Source organism: Devosia elaeis (assembly GCF_001650025.1).
GTDB lineage: Bacteria > Pseudomonadota > Alphaproteobacteria > Rhizobiales > Devosiaceae > Devosia > Devosia elaeis.
Map to the genome: position 1 here is coordinate 1 of NZ_LVVY01000065.1, position 20,669 is coordinate 20,669.

The window sequence follows — 20,669 nt, forward strand, 5'->3', positions numbered from 1 at the left end:
TATGCCGGCTGTCCGGTCAAAATGGGGTGCGCTCCACGCGAACGGATCATGCAAAAACTCTGGATAGCGCTGTTTCAAATCCTGCAACGACGCCCCTTCGCCATGCTTATAGACGTTGACCACCAGCCGGCAGGCGTCGAGTGATTTGAAATATGGTGCGGCGCGCAATGCCCACCCAAAACTCTCCAGCAGATCGATTATCTGGACAAAGTCTGCTCCCCAGACTTTTGCACGAACGTTGTCACCACGATGCCAATGCTGAATCTCGCGGACGAGCCAATCTCGAAGGGCCTTGTCCCACTGATGGTACATGCCGGCCACGACGCTCAGGCGAGTTTGCTCGCGCATATCTCTGAGCATCTGATAATGCTGAATGCCGACATCATTGGCCGCTTCGTAATAGCTCCCCGGATCATCGTTGTCGGGATCGAACCATTTGCCGCTTGCTTCAAGCCACTCGTCTGCCGCCTTGTCAGAATCTGCTTCGATGTCGTCGAACCTCGAGAGCAACCGATTGCGGGCTTCTTTGACATAGAACTTATGCTGCTCGATCAGCGAAGCGCGATAGGGCCCCCACATCTGGAAAAGTACGTAGTCGCCCATGGCTGTCCTTTATTGTGTAAGGGATTGGAAGCTAGGCGGACTTGGGTTCAAATGGAAGCTGATTGCGGGGGGTAAGGTGCTGGCCAGACATGGCCGAATGGAAGCGAGTTTTGGTGCTGATGCTATGAGAGTTCCGAATGCAGGCAAAGCCGAGCGTGAACGGCAGGATCAGTTCCGTCGACTGGGGAAGAAGCTCGCCTACTTCCAGTCGATTCCAGCGCACCGGCGCGAAGCCGAATGCGCGGAGGAAGGCGCGGGCACCTGCCGCATGCTGCTCGCTGAGCTCGGTGCCACAGGACATGAGCGACCGCAGCGGGCCAGCGATGGCGTGGTCACGGTGATGACGATGGCTGAGCTGCTCGACGACTTGGAGAAACGATGAGACTGCTGACCGGCGCGGCGATAACCGCGCTCATGACTTTGTCGGCCGCCGCGCAAGAGCCCATGAGAATGTGTCATCCCGGGGAGCGCAACGGGCCCGAAAAGCACTGCGTCGTCGATGGAGATACGATCTGGTTCTATGGGGCAAACCTGAGGCTGCAGGATTTCGACACTCCCGAGCCGACCGCGCACAACTCGAAGTGCCCGCAGGGGCAAACGGCTCTCGAAGTCGAACTGGCGGCGCAAGCGAGCGCACGGCTGCTTGAGTTGATCAATACGCGACCGTTCACAGTCGAGCAGTACGGAGTCGATACGACCGGGAATCGGTGGGAGGGGACGGTCCGCATCGACGGTGTGGACGTCGGCGACATCTTGATCGAAGAAGGGCTGGCTCGAGAATGGCCTGATGGCTCGCTGTTCTGGTGCTGACTACTGGATCTGACAGTCCGATGCTTTGATCGTGAAGCCTTCGTAGCCCTCTGCTTCTAGGATCGCCGTCACCTCGGCGGCAGACATGGCACATTTGGGCCCAAGCAGAATGTGTTCGATGGCTCGCCGCGGATCGGGGCCGTTCTTCGTGTGTCGACCGAAGGGGAACTCGAAATACTTCACCGTTCGCCCCCGCGACTCCCGGGTTAAGGGTGGTGCCCATTCGATTATGGACCCATCAGGATGAGCGCTGACCATCTGGGTGAGTATCTCGTTCGGGTCGGGTTTCTCGTCTCTTTGGTTGAAGATCATGCGAACTTCGCGCTCATACGCCCACGTCCGATGCTTAAGCGAAGTGAACGTGGCAAAGGCTTCGGATGCGGCGAGTATTGCGGACACAGACCTTGGTTTGCCCATAGTGAGTGCTGCTCTGATTGCGGCATCGCGGAAGACGGCAGGCGTGGTCTCATCCGCGTAGCGGACGAGTTGCATGCGCCCAGGCATGGCGTTCATCGCCGTAGGTCGGAAGGCGATCGATACCCCTGAGCCCCCTGTGGCGTATTCTCTCCACATGGGCAATTCATCGCCGGCCAAAGCAAAACAAACGGTATAGCAGGTGCTGGTGCGGCTGAACCTCAGAACGTCGGCGAGGAATGCCGCGAGGTCGCGCCTATTGAGCAAGGGAATATCATCTTCGGTCAATGCATTGATGGCAGCCGAGAACATCTCTCTGCCGAGATTGACCTCTCGAGGGTCATTGGAAGCGGTCACATCAGTCAGCCAAAGCTTCTTAGAGCGGACAATGTTTTCGAAGGCGTCAATGCCGGTGTAATAGAAGAGAGGCGTTGTTGGTTTATACTCAAAATAGGCCATGCGAACCGAGAAGCGCTCTTGTTTCTAGCGGACCGATTCCGCATATCATTGTTACTCTCTAGAAGGTTGGCGTGTCATCTTGCTTCCGCGGCGGGCCATAGAACTCGTCACGCCAGAGCTGGATGCGCCGCTCGCCGGCAGGTCTGCGGATGACCGTATTCCCGACATCATCGCTATTCGGATGCCGCTCCCGCACTCGCCAACGCCAGCCTTGGCCGCAGTGAGGACAATAGGGGCCGAACAGGTCGCAGACGAAGGATTCTGCGTTGTAGCCTGCCGCGATCAGATCGCTCGCCAGATAAGTCCGCAATCTGCGGCAGGACCGACAATGGGCCACGATCAGCATATGTGCTTTCGCTGCTTGGCCAAGCCGTGTGCGATAGAAAAGCGATGATGGCGGGCTGTTGGTCATCGAATCCATGTTGAATGGTGTTCTTGTTATGTTCTATTTTCGGAGCATCGATCATGGCAAGCAGGGAGCGATCACGATGCGCCTAAAACAGCAGAGCACAGGGCAGCCGCCAGTAGCGAAAAGCACGACGCTGATCGTTTTGGCCGCCTTTGAGCGCGGGGAGGACGGCGAGCTTCGGCCAGCATTCGAGCCGCAGCAGATGCCGAGCGAGCATTCGGCGGTGCAGCGAGCGAAGCTGATGTCCCGGGGCTATGCCGGTGTCATCGCGTGGAAGCGCCCAGCGCGGCCCGATGAAGGCGAGTTCGGCGAGCCAGAGGTGCTGTTCAGTACCGGCGACGTGCCGGACATGGAATGAGGGCGCTGAAGTCAGCGAGGGCGATTGTTCCAGAGTTCCTCAATGTCGTTCTCCTCTGCGGAGAGCCAATCCTTCATTTTCCGCACCGCGTTGTCCGAAAAACATGGGATCTTCTGGGCGCCAAATTCGAAGACATGACGACACGAAGCGTCGTCATCGATGCCCAAGTGTGCGCGCAGCAGCTTCGATTTTGGCATGGTGATACCGAGCTTCTGGGCTAACTCGCTTGCTCTCGAATGGAACTTCTTCTGCAAGTCCAACTCTCGTACGGCAGCCGCTTCGCCGGGATCGTCACCTCCGATATATCGAACGGGCGCGCCTTCTTTCTTGCTGAAGTGCACCGTCATGTTGATGCCTTCGCCTTCAGTGCTGGTCCCCACAGTCGCGAGTCGAGGGAATACCTCGGCGAACTCCTTGCCGGCTTTCACCGCCTTTTCGATCCGATCGATGTCTCGCTCAGAGATCTCCACTTCGTCCACGATGATGGCTTCCATCGCCAGCATTGAACGGATCCGCGCTCTGGCTTCGTCTCGAGCACGTCGACCTGGCTGGAGCAGTTCGGTCACCAACGAATATTCGCGGTCTACCAAGAACTCAAAATCCCCGGGCGGGTGCGTCGAGATCGGCAACACGCGGAGAGGGATGTGGGATACCAGATCATCATCGAGCGCGCGTTTAAGATATCCATCGAAAGCCGTGATCAGCGCCCGCGTGTGCAAATAAAGGATGTCCTCGGCAACGAAGACATACCAATGCTGAGCGGCATCGCGAAGGCTGTCGATAGCACGCATAACGCCGGCCTCGTCTGCAGTTAGGCCGTGATCGGACGTGCATAGTCTCAGGCATTTCTCGAAGCCGAGCGATTTGCCGGTGTTCTTGTCGAACACCTTTGCCTTGTTTTGAACCAAGACTGCCTTGAGGAGCATTTCGCACGAATGCTGCAGGTGAAGCAGAATTGCGGTGACCCGACCGTCGTCATCAAAGCTGTTGAAGGCAGACATCCCGGCCCGCATCGAGCAGATGGCTTTCGTCTTTAGTGTTCGCGCTTCACGCACCAGCTTCATGCCAATCCCCCCGAATCCTGCCGGTATTCTGGTCGGACAATGGCTTCTCAACAACGAACTTCACCACTCAGGCGGGAAGTTAGTGGTGAACTTTCCGGCGATTTGTGGTGGTAAACGGCTCTGGCGACACGAATCCATATTTTGGCATGGTCGTCCCAATGTCGTCCCAATGTCAAGTCGTCCCAATAGCTGGCCCTGACGACAACAACGTTTTCAAGGAGTTAGGTGGTGGCCCCGGTGAGATTCGAACTCACGACCTCAGGATTAGGAATCCTGTGCTCTATCCTGCTGAGCTACGGGACCAGCCGACTTCGACCTAGCAGCCGGCCGCTTCCTTTTCAACTGTGAACCGGAGGCGTGGAGCGGCAATTCCCGGTGTGCGACCGGCTTGCGGGTTGATCCGTCCGGCGGCCTCCGCTAAACGGAGCGCGACACGAAAAGGAACGACAATGCGTACGGAAATCGAAAAGACCGTCGCCGAAATCGAGCAGGTTCTGACCCTGCTGAGGAGGCATCTTTGACTGGGATACAGCTCAACTCCGCCTCGACGCGCTGAACGCGCAAACCGAATCTCCCGAATTCTGGAACGATCCTGAAAAGGCTCGCGTCACCATGCGTGAGCGTGACGAGCTCGATGTGGCCGTCAAGACGGTGCGCGCTCTGGAAACGGGCATTGCCGACAATGTCGAACTCATCGAACTGGGCGAAGCCGAGGGCGACGAGGAGATCGTGCGCGATGCCGAAAACGCGCTGGTCGAACTCAAGAACACCGCGCGCCGCACCCAGATCGAGACTCTGCTTTCTGGCGAAGTCGACGGCAATGATTGCTATGTCGAAATCCATTCGGGCGCCGGCGGCACCGAAAGCCAGGATTGGGCAAACATGCTCCTGCGCATGTATACCCGCTGGGCCGAACGCCGGAAGATGAAGGTCGAAACCATCGAAATGCATGATGGCGAAGAAGCCGGTATCAAATCGGCGACCATCCTGGTCAAGGGGCACAATGCCTATGGCTGGATGAAGACCGAAAGCGGCGTGCATCGCCTGGTGCGCATCAGCCCCTACGATTCGGCGGCGCGCCGTCACACCAGCTTTTCGAGCGTCTGGGTCTATCCGGTCGTGGACGATTCAATCGACATCGAAATCCGCGAAGCCGATCTCAAGATCGACACCTATCGCGCTTCGGGCGCGGGCGGCCAGCACGTGAACACCACGGATTCGGCGATCCGCATCACCCATATTCCATCCGGTATCATCGTGGCGTGCCAGCAGGAACGTAGCCAGCACAAGAACCGGGCGACGGCAATGAACATGCTCAAGGCTCGTCTCTACGAGATGGAACTGCAGAAGCGCGAAGAAGCCGCCATGGCCCAATCGGCGAGCAAGACCGATATCGGCTGGGGTCACCAGATCCGCTCTTATGTCCTGCAGCCCTATCAGATGGTCAAGGACCTGCGCACCGGCGTGGAAAGCGGCCAGCCCTCGGTGGTGCTGGACGGCGATCTCGACGACTTCATGGAAGCCGCACTCGCCCAGCGCGTCGGCGTCGCCACGGATGTCGCGGCCGAAGAATAGGCGAGCTTACGCAAATGGCGGACTCATCGCCCCCTCGCCCCTTCAGGGGAGAGGGGTGGGGTGAGGGGTGAAGGCTTCTCGGAAAGAACGCGAAGCTGAACCCCTCATCCGGCGCTTCGCGTCACCTTCTCCCTCGGGGGAGAAGGAAAAGGGCCTATAAAATCGCCAGAAGCCTTTTACCCGCATCCAGGAACGGCTTGGGATCGAGGGCCTGGTCGGCGCGGCGCACCTCGAAATGCAGGTGCGGGCCGGTCGAACGGCCGGTGGAGCCGACCTTGGCGATGGGTGTGCCGATGCTGACCTTCTGGCCGACCCGGGCCAGGTAGCCGCTGAGATGGGTGTAGCGCGTGGAGAGCCCGTTGCCGTGCTCCACCTCGACCACCTTGCCATAGCCCGAGCGTTCGCCGACAAAGCTGACCACGCCGTCGGCGGCGCTGAAGACGCTCGTGCCGGAAGGCGCCGCGAAGTCGAGCCCGGAATGGAAGGCGCGGCCGCCCGTAAACGGGTCCTTGCGATTGCCGAAGCCTGAGCTTTGCCGGAAATTGCCGGTGATCGGCATGTGCACGGGCGCCAGCGTCAGGCTGTCCCTGGCGGCCTTGTAACGCATCAGCGCATCCATGACTGCATTCGCATCCTCGACCAGCGCGGCGCTTTCGCCGCTGCCGGTTGCCGCCAGCAGGGGGCCGCCCATGCCGGTAAGGGTCATGTCGGGGATTTCGGTTTGGATGCCGAGCCTGCCCAGTTCGCCGATAATGTTGTCGGCGCGCTGCGTGGCGGCCGTCGCGATGCCGGTCATGGCCTGCTGCGTTTCGGCCATCATGCGGACGACATTGTCGGTCGTGGCGGCGAGGTCGGGATTGCCGTCCGCGGTGGTGACTATGGAAAATTCGGCCGGGCCGCTCATATCGAGATCGAGATTGGCGAGGCCGAGCCGGTCGGCCTTGTCGACGAGCGCGCGCACCAATTGGTGTTGCTCAAGGAGCACGTCCTGCTGTTGGGAAAGTTCCTGCAATTGCAGGTTGATGTCGCCGGCTTGGGCATAGCTGCGCGAATGCAGCCGGTCGATTTCCACGCGCATCTGCGCCAGCCGGTCTTCGTAGGCGGAGATGACGAGATCGTTCTGTCCGCCCATCAGCCTGGCGATGTCGGGAGCCATGAGCAGGGCCGTGCCCGTTACGGCATTGCCGGCCAGAAGCAGCGCGAACATGCCGTAGAAGAGGGCGGGATGAACGCCTTTCCGCACGACCGCCCCGCCCTGATTCTTCCGGGCCCCGAAACTGGCTGATTGATGCACGCCACCCACCCCATAGGCACCAACATGGTTAGCGAAATATGGCGAGGTTTGGTTAAGAAAGGCGAAAACGCGGCAGAATTTACCCAGCCAGCACCTCGTCGAGCGCGGCCAGCATCTTGGCGGCATGGCCCTTGATCCGCGTTGCCCGGATGATCCGGGCGATCCGGCCATCGGCGCCGATGATGAAGCTGGTTCTCACCAATCCCATGAATTCCCGGCCATAGAGCTTTTTCATCTGCCACAGCCCGAAGGCTTCGATGGTCTTGCGCTCAGGATCCGCGCCCAGGGGAATTGCCAGCCCGTATTTGGTGCGGAATTTCCGGTGGCTCTCCACATCGTCCGGCGAAATGCCAATCAGTTCGGCGCTGCGCGCGGCGAATTCGGCGGCCAGCGCCGAGAATTCCTGGTTCTCGTCGACGCAGCCGCCCGAATCGTCCTCCGGGTAGAAGAACAGCACTGCCGGCCGGCCCTTGAGGGCGGCTGGTGTGATCGTCGAGCCGTCGTCGCGCAGCAGGGTGAATGCCGGGGCAGGGTCGCCCTCTTGAAGATGAGTCATCGGCCTGTTCCTTGTCGATGTCCCTCAATAGAGCATTTTTCGGCCAAGTCAGGGGGGAAATGACCTAGAGGGTGTCAGCGCCACATTACAGCCGGTATCATCGAACAATGGACCGCCTCGAGCGGATGATTCTTGCGGCAGGGTGACCGATCTGCCCCCGGCGTGGCGACAAGTGAGCGAAGCGACCATTTCGACAGACAAGCCGGAGTCTTCGCCTCAGCCGCCACGGCGCTCTCGTGCACGCCGGATGGCCAAGCGGGCCGTGTGGCTGGTGGGCATCCCTTGCGTGATCCTGCTGATCCTCTATGCGGTCCTGCTGGTCACGCCCATCCGCATGCCCTTTACCGGTCCGGCTATCCGCAGCTTCGTCCAGTCCTTCCTGCCGCCGACGGCCGAGCTGACCATGGGCGATCTGGCGCTGGCGCTGGAGCGCGGCGTCTGGCCGGTCCTGCGCTTCGAGCCGGTCAGCTACCTCGACCGCAAATCCGGCGCGCGAATTGCCATGGAGGCGCTCGAAATCGGCTTCTCGCCGGCACGGGCACTATTCGGCCAGCCGGGCACGACAGTCACCGTGGTGGCGCCGCATGTGCAGATGATCCAGGATCTCTATGGGCCGCGCCCCGCCAATTTCGAACTGGTTGAGGGCAGCAATGGCGCACCGCCGACGCTGCGGGTGCTGGAGGGAGACGAGAGTTTTCCGGCCGTGGAAATATCGGGGTCCGGGATTGCCTTTCAGTCCGGCGATCCGCTGCCCATGCGCTCGGACAATGATTGGCTGGTCTATAATCTGGAGGCCAGCGAGGTGGCCCTGGTCGACCTTGTGGAGCAGACCGCCCAGGGCCGCTTTTCTCGCCTGGTCATCCGCGACGGTCAGGTGGACATGGCCGATCCGGTCTATGGTCTCTTCCGCCAGTTTCGCGAGGTCTCGCTCGATATCGGCCCGGTGCCGCGCGAAGAGCGGGTCGAAGGGGACTTTTCGGCATCGATAGGCGGCCGCACAGTTTACGGCACGGTCGAGCGCTCCATCGACGAGGACGGCACACGACGGCTGCGCGCCGATATCACCAATCTCGATTTTTCCGCCTTCCTGCCGTTCATCGACGACAGGGACAGCCTGGCGGCCATGCGCGGCGCGGGCGCTCTGTCCATCGACGTGGCGTTCAGCGCCGATGAAGGCAAGGTGCTGGGCGGCGACTTCAAGGTCGATCTCACCGGCACCGACCTGCGCCTTTCCGATGATTATTTTCCCGTGGTCAGCTCCATTCTGGATGTCGCCTGGGACCCTGTGCGGGGGCAGTTCGAATTGAGCGAGGGCGCCATCCAGGTCGGCGAAAGCAGGGCGCGATTGTCCGGGATTTTCGCCATGGGACTCGATCCCGATTTTGGTCCCACCATCGGCATGTCGCTCAAGGCGCGCGACGTGTTCATCCACCCCAACGACATGGCCGCGCCGGAAGAACCCTTCGACAGCGTGGAATTCGCCGGCTGGTCGGCGCCGCTCTATGGCGCTTTGGGTGTAGATCGTCTGGTGGTGCACAAGAGCGATGCAGTCGTTGAAGCAGCGGGTCGCCTTGACATGCTCCGCGCGGGCATGGCCGTGGACATGACGATTGCGGGGCAGGGCGTCAGCGCGGACGATTTCAAGCGTCTCTGGCCCTATCTCATGGGCGAGGAAAGCCGCGACTGGTTCGTGGCCAATGTCACTGCCGGGCGAGTCAAGGATGCCCGCATGACCTTCGACTTTCCCGTAGGCTCCCTGGCCATGGCCGGAGAGGTCAAGCCTATCCCTCAGGACAGCATGCAGATCGAGATCGTCGGCGAGGGCGTCGCCGTCAAGCCGACGCCGGCCATGCCGCCGATCGTCATCGAGGGCGATACGCGGCTGCGGGTGGATGACGCCAATATCTCGGTGGCCGGCGGAGGCGGCACGGTCGATAGTGCAGGGGGCGTCGTCGCGGTGACCAATCCGGCTTTGGTCATGGACAATTCCGTGCCGGGCGAGAGCATTATCGAGCTGTCTGGCAGACTCGCGGCCCCCATTCGGGCCATCCTGGCGTTGGTGGAGGAACAGCAGCCGGGAGCGCTTTCCGGGCTGGACCTGCCCATCGATCTCCATGGCCTCACAGGCGCGCTCGACATGGACCTCGTCGCCACCATCGCCCTGGGAGACGAGGAAACCGGCCGGCCCCTGAAGGTGGATTACGTGGTCAATGGCAATGCAGTCGATTTCGCCAGCGCCGAGCCGATCCAGGGGCGTCGCATCGGCAATGGCCAATTAGCGTTTTCGGCTTCCCAGCTCGGCTACCAGGTGGGCGGAAGCGCTGAAATCGACGGCATGGACGCCGAAATCTCCATCGAGGGCACGCCGGAAACCGAACCGACCATCCGCCTGGCCTCGACAATGGCCGTGTCCGATCTGGCCGCCATGGGTTTCGACGCCTCCCAGTTCCTCAATGGCGAGGTCCGTTTCTTTGCCCAGCCGCTGCCCGACGGGGCGCTTGAAATGTCCATCGATCTGGAACAGGCCGGCCTCACCATCCGCGATCTCGGCATTTCCAAGGCCCGCGGCACACCGGGTACCTTGCGCGCCATCGTCCGGCCGGACGGAGCGCTGACCCATTTAGAGGACATCGCCCTGGCTTTCGGCAATGTCCGGCTCAATGGCGCGCTGGATTTCCACGCGGAGAACGGCCTTGTCTCGGCCAATTTTGACACGTTTGCGCTCAGCAGCGGCGATAACGCCAGCGTCAGCCTCGCGCCGATGGACGGGGGCTATGCCGTGCGTATCCGCGGGCGTCAGCTCGACCTCAAGCCGGTGCTGGGCCGCTTCTTCAGCCTGGGCGAAGGCAGCGGCGGGTTGCAGAGCACGCAGCTCAATGCCGCCATTGCGCTCGATGTGCAGCTCGATCGCGCCGTGGGCTATTATGCCACCACCGCCTTCAACCTGGACCTCAACCTGGTGCTGCGGGGCACCCAGCTCAGCCGCGCGACTTTGTCGGCCCAGTTCGGCGAGGGCAATGCGATCTCCATCACCACCAATCCCGCGCCCAATGGTCGCTCCCTGGTCATGGCCTTCAACGATGCCGGCACCGTGCTGCGCCTGCTCGGTATCTATTCGCAGCTTGCCGGCGGCTCGGGCAGTCTCGTCATGACCACCGACCGCAACCAGGATCAGGAAACCGGTCAGCTGATCATGCGCAATTTCGGTATCGTGGATGAAGCCAACGTCATCGAAGTGCTCGGCAATCATTCCGATTCCCGCGCTGCCATCGCTGCCAGCAATCGTCTCGATTTCGAGGCCGGGCAGGTGGATTTCATCCGCAAGAGCGACAGGGTCGAGGTTCTCAATGCGGTTCTGGCCGGCGATACGGTCGGCGGTTCTCTGCGCGGCTTCATCTATACCGATCGCCGCCAATACGATCTCAATGGCACCTATGTGCCGCTCTTCGGCCTCAACAACGCCTTCTCGCAGATACCGATTCTCGGGCCGCTCTTGGGCGGGCGGAATGGTGAAGGCCTGGTCGGCGTCACCTTCGCGGTGCGGGGGCCGCTCAACCAGCCCCAATTCCTGGTCAACCCGCTCTCGCTGCTGGCACCGGGCTTCCTGCGCGAATTGTTCGAGTTCCGATCGCGTGAATTGCCCGACGCGCAATAAAAAGGCGCCTCAAGGGCGCCTTCTTACCTCTCCCCCTGGGGAGAGGTCGCCCGAAGGGCGGGTGAGGGGCCTTCCCCTAAACCGGCCTGATCAGCGCATGCCGCTTCTTGCCGACCGAGAGCTTGATGACGCCTTCAGGCAGCAGGGCATTTTCCGCCAGGATCAGCCGCTCGTCCTCGATCACCGCATCGTTGACGCGTACGGCGCCCGAGGCGACATGCCGACGCGCTTCGCCATTGGAGGCTGCAAGCCCCGCCTTGACCAGGGCATTGAGCACGCCGATGCCGGCATTGAGCTCGGCATGGGTCACGTCGGCCGTGGGCAGGGACAGGTCGATGGCTCCGGTTTCAAAGGTCGCCCGGGCGGTCTCGGCGGCTTCCTCGGCCGCTGCGCGGCCATGCACCATGGCCGTCACCTCCGTTGCTAGGCGCTTCTTGGCTTCATTGATGTCGCCGGCCGCCACCCGCGCGATCTCGTCGAGCGGCAGGATGGTGAAGAGCTTCATGAAGCGCTCGACATCGGCGTCCTCGGTGTTCCGCCAATATTGCCAGAAATCGTAGACACTCATCATGTCGGCGTTCAGCCACATGGCCCCGCCCAGCGACTTGCCCATCTTCTGGCCGGAGGCCGTGGTCAGCAGCGGCGAGGTCAGTGCATAGAACTGCTTACCGAGCATACGGTGCCCGAGATCGATGCCGTTGACGATATTGCCCCACTGATCCGAGCCGCCCATCTGCAACACGCAGTCATAGCGCTTGTTCAGCTCGACGAAATCGTAGGCCTGCAGGATCATGTAGTTGAATTCGAGGAAGCTCAGCGATTGCTCCCGATCGATGCGCAGCTTCACCGAATCGAAGCTCAGCATGCGGTTGACCGAGAAGTGCTGGCCCACATCGCGCAGGAACTCGACATAATTGAGCCCCAGCAGCCAATCGGCATTATTGGCCATGATGCCATTGCCGCCCGCATCCTCGAACTGGAGGAAATTGGCGAACTTGGACTTGATGCCCTCGATGTTCGACCTGATGCCCTCGACGCCCAGCAGCTTGCGCGCCTCGTCCTTGAAGCTCGGATCGCCGATCATGCCGGTGCCGCCGCCCATCAGCGCGATGGGCCGGTGGCCGGTTGCCTGCAGCCAGTGCAGCATCATGATTTGGGTCAGGTGTCCCACATGCAGGCTCGCCGCTGTGGGATCGTAACCAATATAGCCGGTGATCTGGCCTTCCGAGGCCAGCTTGTCGAGCCCCTCGGGGTCGGAAATCTGATGAATGAATCCGCGCTCATCGAGGACGCGAAGAAAGTCGGATTTGAACTTGGTCATTTTGTGCGATCCGAGGTGCCATCCCTTTCACCGGGTCGTTCCCGCGAAAGCGGAAGGCCCTGTTTGGGATGCCATGGTAGAAACGGAGGTCCCCGCTTTCGCGGGGATGACGCCGCAGTGGATGTGATCGCAGCTTAATGCGCTCTTGCTGCCTTAGCGCCCGCCGCCGTCCGCGATCTCCTGACGGCGACGGTCGAGATATTCGGCGCAGCGCGTCGTCAATTCGTCGATCTTGCCCTCGTAGAAGTGGTTGGCGCCTTCCACGATCTGCTGCTCGATGGTGATGCCCTTCTGCGTCTTCAGCTTGTCCACCAGTTTCTGGACCGAAGAGGGCGGGGCCACGCGGTCCTTGTCGCCATGGATGATCAGGCCCGAGGACGGGCAGGGGGCCAGGAACGAGAAATCATAGAGATTTTCCGGCGGCGACACCGAGATGAAGCCTTCCACCTCCGGACGGCGCATCAGCAATTGCATGCCGATCCAGGCACCAAAGGAGAAGCCGGCGATCCAGCAGCCGCGCGACTCGCGATTGATGGTCTGCAGCCAGTCCAGCGCCGCGGCGGCGTCGGACAGCTCGCCGATTCCGTGGTCGAACACGCCCTGGCTGCGGCCGACGCCGCGCGAATTGAAGCGCAGGACCGAAAAGCCGCGCTCGGCGAACATGTAGAACAAGTTGTAGACGATCTGGTTGTTCATCGTCCCGCCGAATTGCGGATGCGGGTGCAGCACGATGGCCACCGGCGCATTGGGTTCCTTGCCCGGCTGGTACCGGCCTTCGAGGCGCCCTTCCGGGCCGTTGAAGATCACTTCAGGCATGGGTTTGTTTCCGGCCTTTCGAGGCTCTGTCACAATGGTCTTTCGGGCCCGGGAAAGCACCCCGCGCGGCTTGACTAAGCGCCGTGGGCTCCCTAAAACATGGGTCCGAAAAACCAGTTTAGAATTGTTCAAAACGGGTTTCTGGCCGTGTTTCGGCCAGTTGGAGCGCCCCTTGTAATGAAGTTGGGCTCGAAATTTCAAGAAGTGTTTGGTTTTCGCGGGCCGGCAGCGTCCCGGGCCGGGCATGTGAGGTATGACGGACGCGCAGGCGTCCCTTGAAGGTGAGATGACGAGACCGGCGGTCTATCTTGATCATAATGCCGCGTCCCCGCTTCGTCCCGAGGCGAGGGCGGCGCTGCTTGCCGCGCTCGAGCTCACCGGCAATCCTTCCTCCGTCCACGGCCATGGCAGGGCACTCCGCGACCTCATCGAGACCGGTCGGCAGCGCGTCGCGCGCCTGGCCGGTGCGGAAACCCGCCAGGTCGTGTTTACCGGCTCGGCCACCGAGGCCATCACCCAGGCCATTGTCGGCGGTGTTAAGGCCTTCGCGGCCGGAGCCATCGCGCTGTCGGCGGGCGAACACGCTGCCGTATCGAAAGCGGCCGAAGCTACCGGCCTGCCGCTCTGGACAATCGGGCTGGACAGCCAGGGCCGCATTGATCTCGATCAACTTGCCGCCGCCCTGGGCCGGGCCGATGCGGAAAATATTACCCTGCTGGTCGCCCTGCATTGGGTGAACAACGAGACCGGCGTGATCCAGCCCATGGGCCGCCTCAACGCCCTGATCGGCCCGACGCGTCACACACTGTTCATCGACGCGGTCCAGGCCTATGGCAAATTGCCTCTGGATTTCGCCGCCTCGGCACCCGACATGATGGCTGTGAGCGGTCACAAGATCGGCGCGCCGGCCGGAATCGGGGCGCTTCTGGTCAAGGGCCATGCCGATATCGTCCGGCTCATACCCGGTGGCGGGCAGGAGCAGGGCCGTCGCGGCGGCACCGAATCCGCCGCCCTGATCTCGGCCTTCGGCGCTGCGGCCGACGCGAGCACTTACGACGCGGCGGCGCTTTCGGGGCTGACGCGGCAGGTCGAGGACGGGCTGAAAGCTATGGCGCCGGACGTGGTGATCTTCGGCGCCGAAGCCGAGCGGGTGGGCAATGTGGTCAATTTCGCAGTGCCCGGTATCGGCAATGCGACGGCGATGATGGCGCTCGACCTGATGGGCCTGTCGATTTCCTCAGGCTCGGCCTGTTCGTCCGGCAAGGTTGGCGCCAGCCACGTCCTTGCCGCCATGGGCGTCGATAAGGCCCTGGCCGGCGGCGCATTGCGCGTCAGCTTCGGCTGGAATTCGACGAGCGAGGACGCGACCGCGTTCCTCGCTGGATTTGAAACGTTCCTTTCCCGCCAGAAGCGGGCAGGGAAGGCAGCCTAGCTGCCGAACTATGTACTCGTTCGCGGCGGCCTTGAACCGCCGATGGGCACAAAGGAGAGCCTTATGGCGGATTACGATATTCCAACGCTCAAGGAAGAAATCGACCGGGAAACCGTCGAGCAGGTCCTTGCGCTCGACGTCGACAAATACAAATACGGCTTCGAAACCGACATCGAATCCGATGTCGCGCCGGTCGGCCTCTCCGAGGATACGGTCCGTCTGATTTCCGCCAAGAAGGATGAGCCGGAATGGATGCTGGAATGGCGTCTCGACGCCTTCCGCCGCTGGCAGACCATGGACGAGCCGACCTGGGCCAAGGTCCATTATCCCAAGATCGATTTCCAGGCGATCAGCTATTATGCGGCGCCGAAGAGCTTTAAGGGCCCCAAGAGCCTCGACGAAGTTGATCCGGAATTGCTGCGCACCTATGAAAAGCTCGGCATTCCGCTCAAGGAGCAGGCGATCCTCGCCGGTGTCGAGGGCGCGGCTGAATCCGTGGGCACGCCGTTCGGCGCCAATGTGGCGGTGGACGCGGTCTTCGACTCGGTCTCGGTGGTCACCACCTTCCGCGAGGAATTGGCCAAGCACGGCATCATCTTCTGCTCGATTTCTGAAGCGGTGCGTGAATATCCCGAGCTGGTGAAGCAATATCTCGGCTCGGTCGTGCCGGTGTCCGACAATTACTACGCCACGCTCAATTCGGCGGTCTTCACCGATGGGTCCTTCGTCTACATCCCCAAGGGCGTCCGCTGCCCCATGGAGCTGTCGACCTATTTCCGCATCAACGAGAAGAAGACCGGCCAGTTCGAGCGCACGCTGATCATCGCCGACGATGACAGCTACGTCTCCTATCTGGAAGGCTGCACGGCCCCCATGCGCGACGAGCACCAACTCCATGCCGCCGTGGTGGAACTGGTCGCGCTCGACAATGCCGAGATCAAGTATTCCACCGTCCAGAACTGGTATCCGGGCGATAAGGACGGTAAGGGCGGCATCTACAATTTCGTCACCAAGCGGGGCGATTGCCGCGGCGTCAATTCCCACATTTCCTGGACCCAGGTGGAGACCGGCTCGGCCATTACCTGGAAATATCCGAGCTGCATCCTGCGCGGCGACGGTTCGCGCGGCGAGTTCTACTCGATCGCCATTTCGAACGGTCACCAGCAGGTCGACAGCGGCACCAAGATGCTGCACTTGGGCAAGAACACGTCCAGCCGCATCATCTCCAAAGGCATTGCCGCCGGCTTCTCGGACAATACCTATCGCGGCCAGGTCTCGGCTCATGCCAAGGCCAAGAACGCCCGTAATTTCACCCAGTGCGACAGCCTGCTGATCGGTGATAAATGCGGCGCGCACACCGTGCCCTATATCGAGAGCCGCAACGGCACCGCGGTCTTCGAGCACGAGGCCACCACGTCGAAGATTTCCGACGACCAGATGTTCTATTGCATGCAGCGCGGTCTTTCCGAAGAAGAAGCCGTGGCGCTGATCGTCAACGGCTTCGTCCGCGACGTGCTTCAGCACCTGCCGATGGAATTCATGGTCGAAACCCAGAAGCTGATCTCGATCAGTCTCGAAGGCAGCGTCGGATGACGTCAGCCACCCGACCCATCGTCAGCCTCGCTGACCTGCAGCTTGTGCCGTTTGAGCAGGGGAGCCTCTATAAGGGGGCGGACGCATCCTTCGGCGCACTGCTGGGTCTCAAGGACATGGGTATTCGCTACAACGAGATCCCGCCCGGCAAGTCCAGCACTCCCTTCCACAATCACCATGTGGAAGAGGAAATGTTTGTCATCCTCGAAGGCGAAGGGACCTATCGGTTTGGTCCCGATAGCCATGCCATCAAAGCAGGCGATGTTCTTGGTGCTGCGGCAGGCGGGCACGACACGGCGCATCAGATAGCCAATACCGGCAATTCGGTTTTGCGCTATCTGGGCGTTTCCACCGTCGCGGAAACTGAGGTCTGCGAGTACCCGGATTCGGGGAAATTCCAGGTCATGAGCCGCGTCGCGGCCGACCGACGCTTTCGCCATGTTGGCCGCGAGGGCCTGCACACACTCGATTATTGGGACGGCGAGCCGGGCGCCTGAGCGCCGCCAGCCAATCCCTCCGAAATTGGAGACTACACATGACCACTCCCGTTCTTGAAATCCGCAATCTGCATGCCCGTATCGAGGAACGCGAAATCCTCAAGGGTGTGAACCTCATCATCCCGCCCGGCGAAGTCCATGCCATCATGGGCCGCAATGGCTCGGGCAAGTCGACGCTGAGCTACGTGCTTGCCGGCAAGGAAGATTACGAGGTCACCGAGGGCGAAATCCTGCTCAACGGTGAGAACATCCTGGAAATGGAACCGGACGAGCGCGCCGCTGCCGGCCTGTTCCTGGCCTTCCAGTATCCGATCGAAATCCCGGGCGTGGCCACCATGACCTTCCTCAAGGCCGCCATCAATGCGCAGCGCAAGGCGCGCGGTGAAGGCGAACTGACGACGCCCGAATTCATGCGCCTGGTCAAGGAAGCCGGTTCGCAGCTCAATATCGACAACGACATGCTCAAGCGTCCGCTCAATGTCGGCTTCTCCGGCGGTGAGAAGAAGCGCGCGGAAATCATGCAGATGGCGCTGCTCAAGCCCTCCCTGGCCGTGCTCGACGAGACCGATTCCGGCCTCGATATCGATGCGCTCCAGGTCGTGTCCAAGGGCGTCAACGCCCTGCGCGACGGCCAGCGTTCCATGCTGGTCATCACCCATTACCAGCGCCTGCTCAACCACATCGTGCCCGACGTTGTTCACGTCTTCGCCGATGGCCGGATCGTGGAAAGCGGCGACAAGGAATTGGCGCTCAAGCTCGAAGCCGAAGGCTATGCCAATTACGGTGGTGAGGCGGCCTGACCATGCGTCCCAATTTTCCCGTAAGGCTTGGGGCCGCCGAACAGGCCCTGATCGATCAGCTCAAGTCGGCCGGTGCCGATCAGGCGGCCGAACGCATCAGCGTGGCCGGCCTGCCGACCCGTCGCGTCGAATCCTATCACTACACCGATTTGAAGATGCTGCTCCGGGCCATTCCCGCCCTGGGTCAGCCGGCCAACGAAGCCAGCGCGCCTGCGCTGCGCGTGCCGGGCGCCTTCAACCTGATGATCGCCAATGGCGTCATCCAGAACGCCTCGACGGCGCCGGCCGGCGTTATTGTCGGCAAGGCGCAGGGTGGCGTGCTCACGACGCGCGACGATGTGCTGGTCCATGTCAATAACGGCCTGGCCAAGGAAGCGCTGACGCTCACGCTCGAAAACAGCGTCGATCCGGTCATCCAGGTCGAACGCCGCATCGAGGGCGAGGCTGCACACGTCGCCGATGCGCTCAAGGTCTTCGTGGCCGATGGCGCCTCTGCCGTCATCCTCGAAACCTTCTCGGGTTCCGATGCCGCCCATGTCGGCAACCACGCCACCTATATGGCGCTCGGCAAGAATGCCGTGGTCACCCATATCACGCTCGATCTCAGCGCCCGGGGCGTCAGCCATTTCGCCACCAACGAATATCACCTGGGCGATGGCGCCAAATTGCGCACGCTGATCATCCATGCCGGCGCCGGCCTGTCCCGCACGCATCTCTTCCCGCATATGGGCGGGGCAGAGGCGCATGCCGATGTGACCGGGCTCAACCTCGTGTCCGAAGGCCAGCATGCCGATATCACGATGGAGACCAGCCACGCGGTGCCCCACACCTCGTCTCAGCCGCTGTTCAAGTCCATCGCCCGTGGGCGGTCCAAGGCGGTTGTGCAGGGCAAGCTGGTGGTCGCGCGCGATGCGCAGAAGACCGATGCCAAGTTCATGCATCAGGGCCTGATGCTGTCCGACGAGGCGGAAATCCTCTCCAAGCCTGAGCTGGAAATTTACGCCGACGACGTGGTGTGTGGCCACGGCTCCACCTGCGGCATGCTCGATGAAGACAGCCTCTTCTACCTGCTCAGCCGCGGCATTCCCAAGGCCGAAGCCGAAACCATGCTGGTCCGCGGCTTCATCGCCGAACTGCTCGACCCGGTCGAAGACGAGGCGCTGAACGAGGCCCTGCAGGGCGTCGTGGACGGCTGGTTGCTGGGCCAATAAGCCGTTGATAGGCCGCGATGGTGCCACCGGCACTGCGCGCACCTCCCCCTGAACGGGGGAGGATGGGAGGGGGTGCGGGAGCCCGGATATCGTGGCTCTCACCCCCCACCCTTGATCCCTCCCCGCAAGGGGGAGGGTGACGACTGAAACATCGCAGGTTCACTAGGACCAAGAAGATGATCTTCGACCTCGAAAAAGTCCGCGCCGATTTCCCGATCCTGTCGGAACAGATCCACGGCCATCGCCTGGTCTATCTCGACAGCGGCGCTTCGGCGCAGAAGCCGGTGCAGGTGCTCGACCGGATGGACCATGCCTTCCGGCATGAATATGCCAATGTCCATCGCGGCCTTCACACCCTCGCCAATCGTGCCACCGAAGGCTATGAGGCCGGCCGCGAGAGCGTTCGCCGCTTCCTCAATGCCGGCCGCATCGAGGAAATCATCTTCACCAAATCGGCGACCGAGGCTATCAACCTCGTGGCCTCGTCCTTTGCCGGCCCGCGTATCGGCGAAGGCGACGAAATCGTCACCACGATCATGGAGCATCATTCCAATATCGTGCCGTGGCACTTCCACCGCGAGCGCAAGGGGGCGGCGCTGAAATTCGTCGATGTCCGTGACGATGGCAGCCTCGATCTCGATGCCTTCGCGGCCGCTCTGACCGACAGGACCCGTATCGTCGCCGTTACGCATATGTCCAACGTGCTCGGCACCATCAATCCGATCAAGGACATGATCGCGATCGCGCATGCCCGCGGCATTCCGGTGCTGGTCGATGGTTCGCAGGGCGCCGTTCACACCAGGGTGGACGTGCAGGACCTCGATGCCGATTTCTACGTCATGACCGGCCACAAGCTTTATGGCCCGACCGGAATCGGCGTGCTTTACGGCAAATACGACCTCCTCGCCGAAATGCAGCCCTATCAGGGCGGCGGCGAGATGATCGAGACCGTGACCCTGGACGGCGTCACCTATAACGAGCCGCCGCATCGCTTCGAGGCCGGTACGCCGCCCATCGTGCAGGCCATGGGTCTGGGCGCCGCGCTCGACTATATGGAAAGCCTGGGCCGCGATTCGATCGAGGCCCATGAGCACGACGTCGCCGCCTATGCGCAGGAGCGTCTCAGCCGCATCAATTCCCTGCGCATGATCGGCACCGCGCCCGGCAAGGGCGGCATCTTCTCCTTCGAGATCGCCGGCGCCCATGCCCATGATGTGGCGACCATTCTCGACCGCTACGGCATCGCCGTTCGCGCCGGCACCCATTGCGCCCAGCCGCTGCTGCAACGTTTCGGCACCACCTCTACCTGCCGCGCTTCCTTCGCCCTATATAACGGCAAGGATGATGTGGACGCCCTGGTGGATGGCATCGAGCGCGCCCAGAAGTTTTTTGCCTGAGGAAGGCCGCCATGAGCGACGATACCAAGACCGAAGACAGCGCCACCGATACCCGGATCGCGCCCACCATGCCCAGCAGCATTCCCGAGGCGGAGGTGGAGCGCATCACCACCGACCTGATCGGGGCGCTGAAAACCGTCTACGATCCGGAAATTCCGGTCGATATCTATGAGCTCGGCCTCATCTACAAGGTCGATCTGGACGATGACCGCAACCTCACCATCGACATGACCCTGACCGCGCCGGGTTGCCCGGTCGCCGGGGAAATGCCCGGCTGGGTGGAGAATGCCGCCCGCGGCGTCGAAGGCATCCAGGATGTCACCGTCAACATGGTTTTCGACCCGCCCTGGGATGCGTCCCGCATGAGCGAGGAAGCTCAAGTCGCGTTGAACTGGTGGTAATCCG

20 protein-coding genes and 1 tRNA gene are annotated in these 20,669 nt (G+C 61.6%); 12 read left to right on the plus strand and 9 right to left on the minus strand.

What is annotated here, in order from left to right; genetic code table 11:
- Positions 1-603, minus strand: a 603-nt coding sequence (locus A3840_RS04095) for a hypothetical protein (protein ID WP_067452308.1), incomplete at its 3' end; no start/stop codon positions are given.
- On the opposite strand from A3840_RS04095, the gene A3840_RS04100 reads away from it, so the two are divergent.
- The gene (locus A3840_RS04100; protein ID WP_067452312.1) at positions 602-985 is read left to right on the plus strand and encodes a hypothetical protein; all 384 of its coding nucleotides are present in this window, start codon (positions 602-604) and stop codon (positions 983-985) included. The genes A3840_RS04095 and A3840_RS04100 overlap by 2 nt on opposite strands.
- Complete coding sequence (locus tag A3840_RS04105; RefSeq protein WP_067452315.1) at positions 982-1,413, plus strand: thermonuclease family protein; 432 nt, start codon at positions 982-984, stop codon at positions 1,411-1,413. The genes A3840_RS04100 and A3840_RS04105 overlap by 4 nt, the downstream gene beginning before the upstream one ends.
- On the opposite strand, the gene A3840_RS04110 is transcribed toward A3840_RS04105, so the two are convergent.
- Together A3840_RS04110 and A3840_RS19390 are read right to left on the minus strand one after the other, a co-directional pair.
- Positions 1,414-2,286, minus strand: a complete 873-nt coding sequence (locus A3840_RS04110) for a DUF2971 domain-containing protein (protein ID WP_067452318.1) — start codon at positions 2,284-2,286, stop codon at positions 1,414-1,416.
- A 58-nt stretch (positions 2,287-2,344) separates the two neighbouring features.
- Positions 2,345-2,707: a hypothetical protein gene (locus A3840_RS19390; protein ID WP_131798243.1), complete on the minus strand. Its 363-nt coding sequence runs from the start codon at positions 2,705-2,707 to the stop codon at positions 2,345-2,347.
- On the opposite strand from A3840_RS19390, the gene A3840_RS04115 reads away from it, so the two are divergent.
- Positions 2,691-3,053, plus strand: a complete 363-nt coding sequence (locus A3840_RS04115) for a hypothetical protein (RefSeq protein ID WP_342669887.1) — start codon at positions 2,691-2,693, stop codon at positions 3,051-3,053. The genes A3840_RS19390 and A3840_RS04115 overlap by 17 nt on opposite strands.
- An 11-nt stretch (positions 3,054-3,064) precedes the next feature.
- On the opposite strand, the gene A3840_RS04120 is transcribed toward A3840_RS04115, so the two are convergent.
- On the minus strand, positions 3,065-4,117 hold the full coding sequence (locus A3840_RS04120) for a hypothetical protein (protein ID WP_067452321.1): 1,053 nt from the start codon (positions 4,115-4,117) through the stop codon (positions 3,065-3,067).
- A 226-nt stretch (positions 4,118-4,343) separates the two neighbouring features.
- A tRNA-Arg gene (locus A3840_RS04125) sits at positions 4,344-4,420 on the minus strand.
- A 146-nt stretch (positions 4,421-4,566) separates the two neighbouring features.
- On the opposite strand from A3840_RS04125, the gene prfB reads away from it, so the two are divergent.
- A protein-coding gene (gene prfB, locus A3840_RS04130) for a peptide chain release factor 2 (RefSeq protein WP_109442275.1) occupies positions 4,567-5,692 on the plus strand; the annotation gives its coding sequence in 2 pieces (ribosomal slippage) (positions 4,567-4,635 and positions 4,637-5,692; 1,125 coding nt in all).
- Between the two features lie 154 nt (positions 5,693-5,846).
- Here prfB and A3840_RS04135 read toward each other — a convergent pair.
- Together A3840_RS04135 and A3840_RS04140 are read right to left on the minus strand one after the other, a co-directional pair.
- On the minus strand, positions 5,847-6,986 hold the full coding sequence (locus A3840_RS04135) for a M23 family metallopeptidase (RefSeq protein ID WP_165603118.1): 1,140 nt from the start codon (positions 6,984-6,986) through the stop codon (positions 5,847-5,849).
- A gap of 79 nt (positions 6,987-7,065) precedes the next feature.
- Positions 7,066-7,542 (minus strand): peroxiredoxin, encoded by a 477-nt coding sequence (locus A3840_RS04140; RefSeq protein ID WP_067452330.1) that lies wholly within the window; start codon positions 7,540-7,542, stop codon positions 7,066-7,068.
- Between the two features lie 247 nt (positions 7,543-7,789).
- Here A3840_RS04140 and A3840_RS04145 point away from each other — a divergent pair, with 247 nt between their 5' ends.
- The gene (locus A3840_RS04145) at positions 7,790-11,197 is read left to right on the plus strand and encodes a YhdP family protein (protein ID WP_067452333.1); all 3,408 of its coding nucleotides are present in this window, start codon (positions 7,790-7,792) and stop codon (positions 11,195-11,197) included.
- A 76-nt stretch (positions 11,198-11,273) separates the two neighbouring features.
- Here A3840_RS04145 and tyrS read toward each other — a convergent pair whose 3' ends face one another.
- On the minus strand, positions 11,274-12,518 hold the full coding sequence (gene tyrS / locus A3840_RS04150) for a tyrosine--tRNA ligase (protein ID WP_067452336.1): 1,245 nt from the start codon (positions 12,516-12,518) through the stop codon (positions 11,274-11,276).
- A 153-nt stretch (positions 12,519-12,671) separates the two neighbouring features.
- Positions 12,672-13,334 carry an alpha/beta hydrolase gene (locus tag A3840_RS04155; protein ID WP_067452339.1) on the minus strand — a complete coding sequence of 221 codons (663 nt, stop codon included), beginning with the start codon at positions 13,332-13,334 and terminating at the stop codon, positions 12,672-12,674.
- A gap of 286 nt (positions 13,335-13,620) precedes the next feature.
- Here A3840_RS04155 and A3840_RS04160 point away from each other — a divergent pair, with 286 nt between their 5' ends.
- From A3840_RS04160 to A3840_RS04190, 7 genes are all read left to right on the plus strand, one after another.
- Positions 13,621-14,766 (plus strand): cysteine desulfurase family protein, encoded by a 1,146-nt coding sequence (locus A3840_RS04160; protein WP_067452342.1) that lies wholly within the window; start codon positions 13,621-13,623, stop codon positions 14,764-14,766.
- A gap of 63 nt (positions 14,767-14,829) precedes the next feature.
- Positions 14,830-16,359: a Fe-S cluster assembly protein SufB gene (gene sufB, locus A3840_RS04165; RefSeq protein ID WP_067452345.1), complete on the plus strand. Its 1,530-nt coding sequence runs from the start codon at positions 14,830-14,832 to the stop codon at positions 16,357-16,359.
- Positions 16,356-16,856, plus strand: a complete 501-nt coding sequence (locus tag A3840_RS04170; RefSeq protein ID WP_067452347.1) for a cupin domain-containing protein — start codon at positions 16,356-16,358, stop codon at positions 16,854-16,856. Before sufB ends, A3840_RS04170 begins: the two co-directional genes overlap by 4 nt.
- 38 nt (positions 16,857-16,894) lie before the next feature.
- Positions 16,895-17,656, plus strand: coding sequence for a Fe-S cluster assembly ATPase SufC (gene sufC, locus A3840_RS04175; protein ID WP_067452350.1), 762 nt, complete (start codon positions 16,895-16,897; stop codon positions 17,654-17,656).
- Positions 17,657-17,658: 2 nt separating this feature from the next.
- Positions 17,659-18,867, plus strand: a complete 1,209-nt coding sequence (gene sufD / locus A3840_RS04180; protein WP_067452353.1) for a Fe-S cluster assembly protein SufD — start codon at positions 17,659-17,661, stop codon at positions 18,865-18,867.
- Between the two features lie 176 nt (positions 18,868-19,043).
- Positions 19,044-20,264 carry a cysteine desulfurase gene (locus A3840_RS04185; protein WP_067452356.1) on the plus strand — a complete coding sequence of 407 codons (1,221 nt, stop codon included), beginning with the start codon at positions 19,044-19,046 and terminating at the stop codon, positions 20,262-20,264.
- An 11-nt stretch (positions 20,265-20,275) separates the two neighbouring features.
- Entirely contained in the window at positions 20,276-20,665 is a 390-nt protein-coding gene (locus A3840_RS04190; protein WP_067452359.1) for an SUF system Fe-S cluster assembly protein, read from the plus strand.
- Positions 20,666-20,669 lie beyond the last annotated feature (4 nt).

What these genes read in the sequence shown, in the direction of transcription:
- A3840_RS04100 (WP_067452312.1), top strand. Translation starts at nt 602, where the DNA reads ATGGCTGTCCTTTATTGTGTAAGGGATTGGAAGCTAGGCGGACTTGGG.
- A3840_RS04105 (WP_067452315.1), top strand. Translation starts at nt 982, where the DNA reads ATGAGACTGCTGACCGGCGCGGCGATAACCGCGCTCATGACTTTGTCG.
- A3840_RS04110 (WP_067452318.1), bottom strand. Translation starts at nt 2,286, where the DNA reads ATGGCCTATTTTGAGTATAAACCAACAACGCCTCTCTTCTATTACACC.
- A3840_RS19390 (WP_131798243.1), bottom strand. Translation starts at nt 2,707, where the DNA reads ATGGATTCGATGACCAACAGCCCGCCATCATCGCTTTTCTATCGCACA.
- A3840_RS04120 (WP_067452321.1), bottom strand. Translation starts at nt 4,117, where the DNA reads ATGAAGCTGGTGCGTGAAGCGCGAACACTAAAGACGAAAGCCATCTGC.
- A3840_RS04140 (WP_067452330.1), bottom strand. Translation starts at nt 7,542, where the DNA reads ATGACTCATCTTCAAGAGGGCGACCCTGCCCCGGCATTCACCCTGCTG.
- A3840_RS04145 (WP_067452333.1), top strand. Translation starts at nt 7,790, where the DNA reads ATGGCCAAGCGGGCCGTGTGGCTGGTGGGCATCCCTTGCGTGATCCTG.
- tyrS (WP_067452336.1), bottom strand. Translation starts at nt 12,518, where the DNA reads ATGACCAAGTTCAAATCCGACTTTCTTCGCGTCCTCGATGAGCGCGGA.
- A3840_RS04155 (WP_067452339.1), bottom strand. Translation starts at nt 13,334, where the DNA reads ATGCCTGAAGTGATCTTCAACGGCCCGGAAGGGCGCCTCGAAGGCCGG.
- A3840_RS04160 (WP_067452342.1), top strand. Translation starts at nt 13,621, where the DNA reads ATGACGAGACCGGCGGTCTATCTTGATCATAATGCCGCGTCCCCGCTT.
- sufB (WP_067452345.1), top strand. Translation starts at nt 14,830, where the DNA reads ATGGCGGATTACGATATTCCAACGCTCAAGGAAGAAATCGACCGGGAA.
- A3840_RS04170 (WP_067452347.1), top strand. Translation starts at nt 16,356, where the DNA reads ATGACGTCAGCCACCCGACCCATCGTCAGCCTCGCTGACCTGCAGCTT.
- sufC (WP_067452350.1), top strand. Translation starts at nt 16,895, where the DNA reads ATGACCACTCCCGTTCTTGAAATCCGCAATCTGCATGCCCGTATCGAG.
- sufD (WP_067452353.1), top strand. Translation starts at nt 17,659, where the DNA reads ATGCGTCCCAATTTTCCCGTAAGGCTTGGGGCCGCCGAACAGGCCCTG.
- A3840_RS04185 (WP_067452356.1), top strand. Translation starts at nt 19,044, where the DNA reads ATGATCTTCGACCTCGAAAAAGTCCGCGCCGATTTCCCGATCCTGTCG.
- A3840_RS04190 (WP_067452359.1), top strand. Translation starts at nt 20,276, where the DNA reads ATGAGCGACGATACCAAGACCGAAGACAGCGCCACCGATACCCGGATC.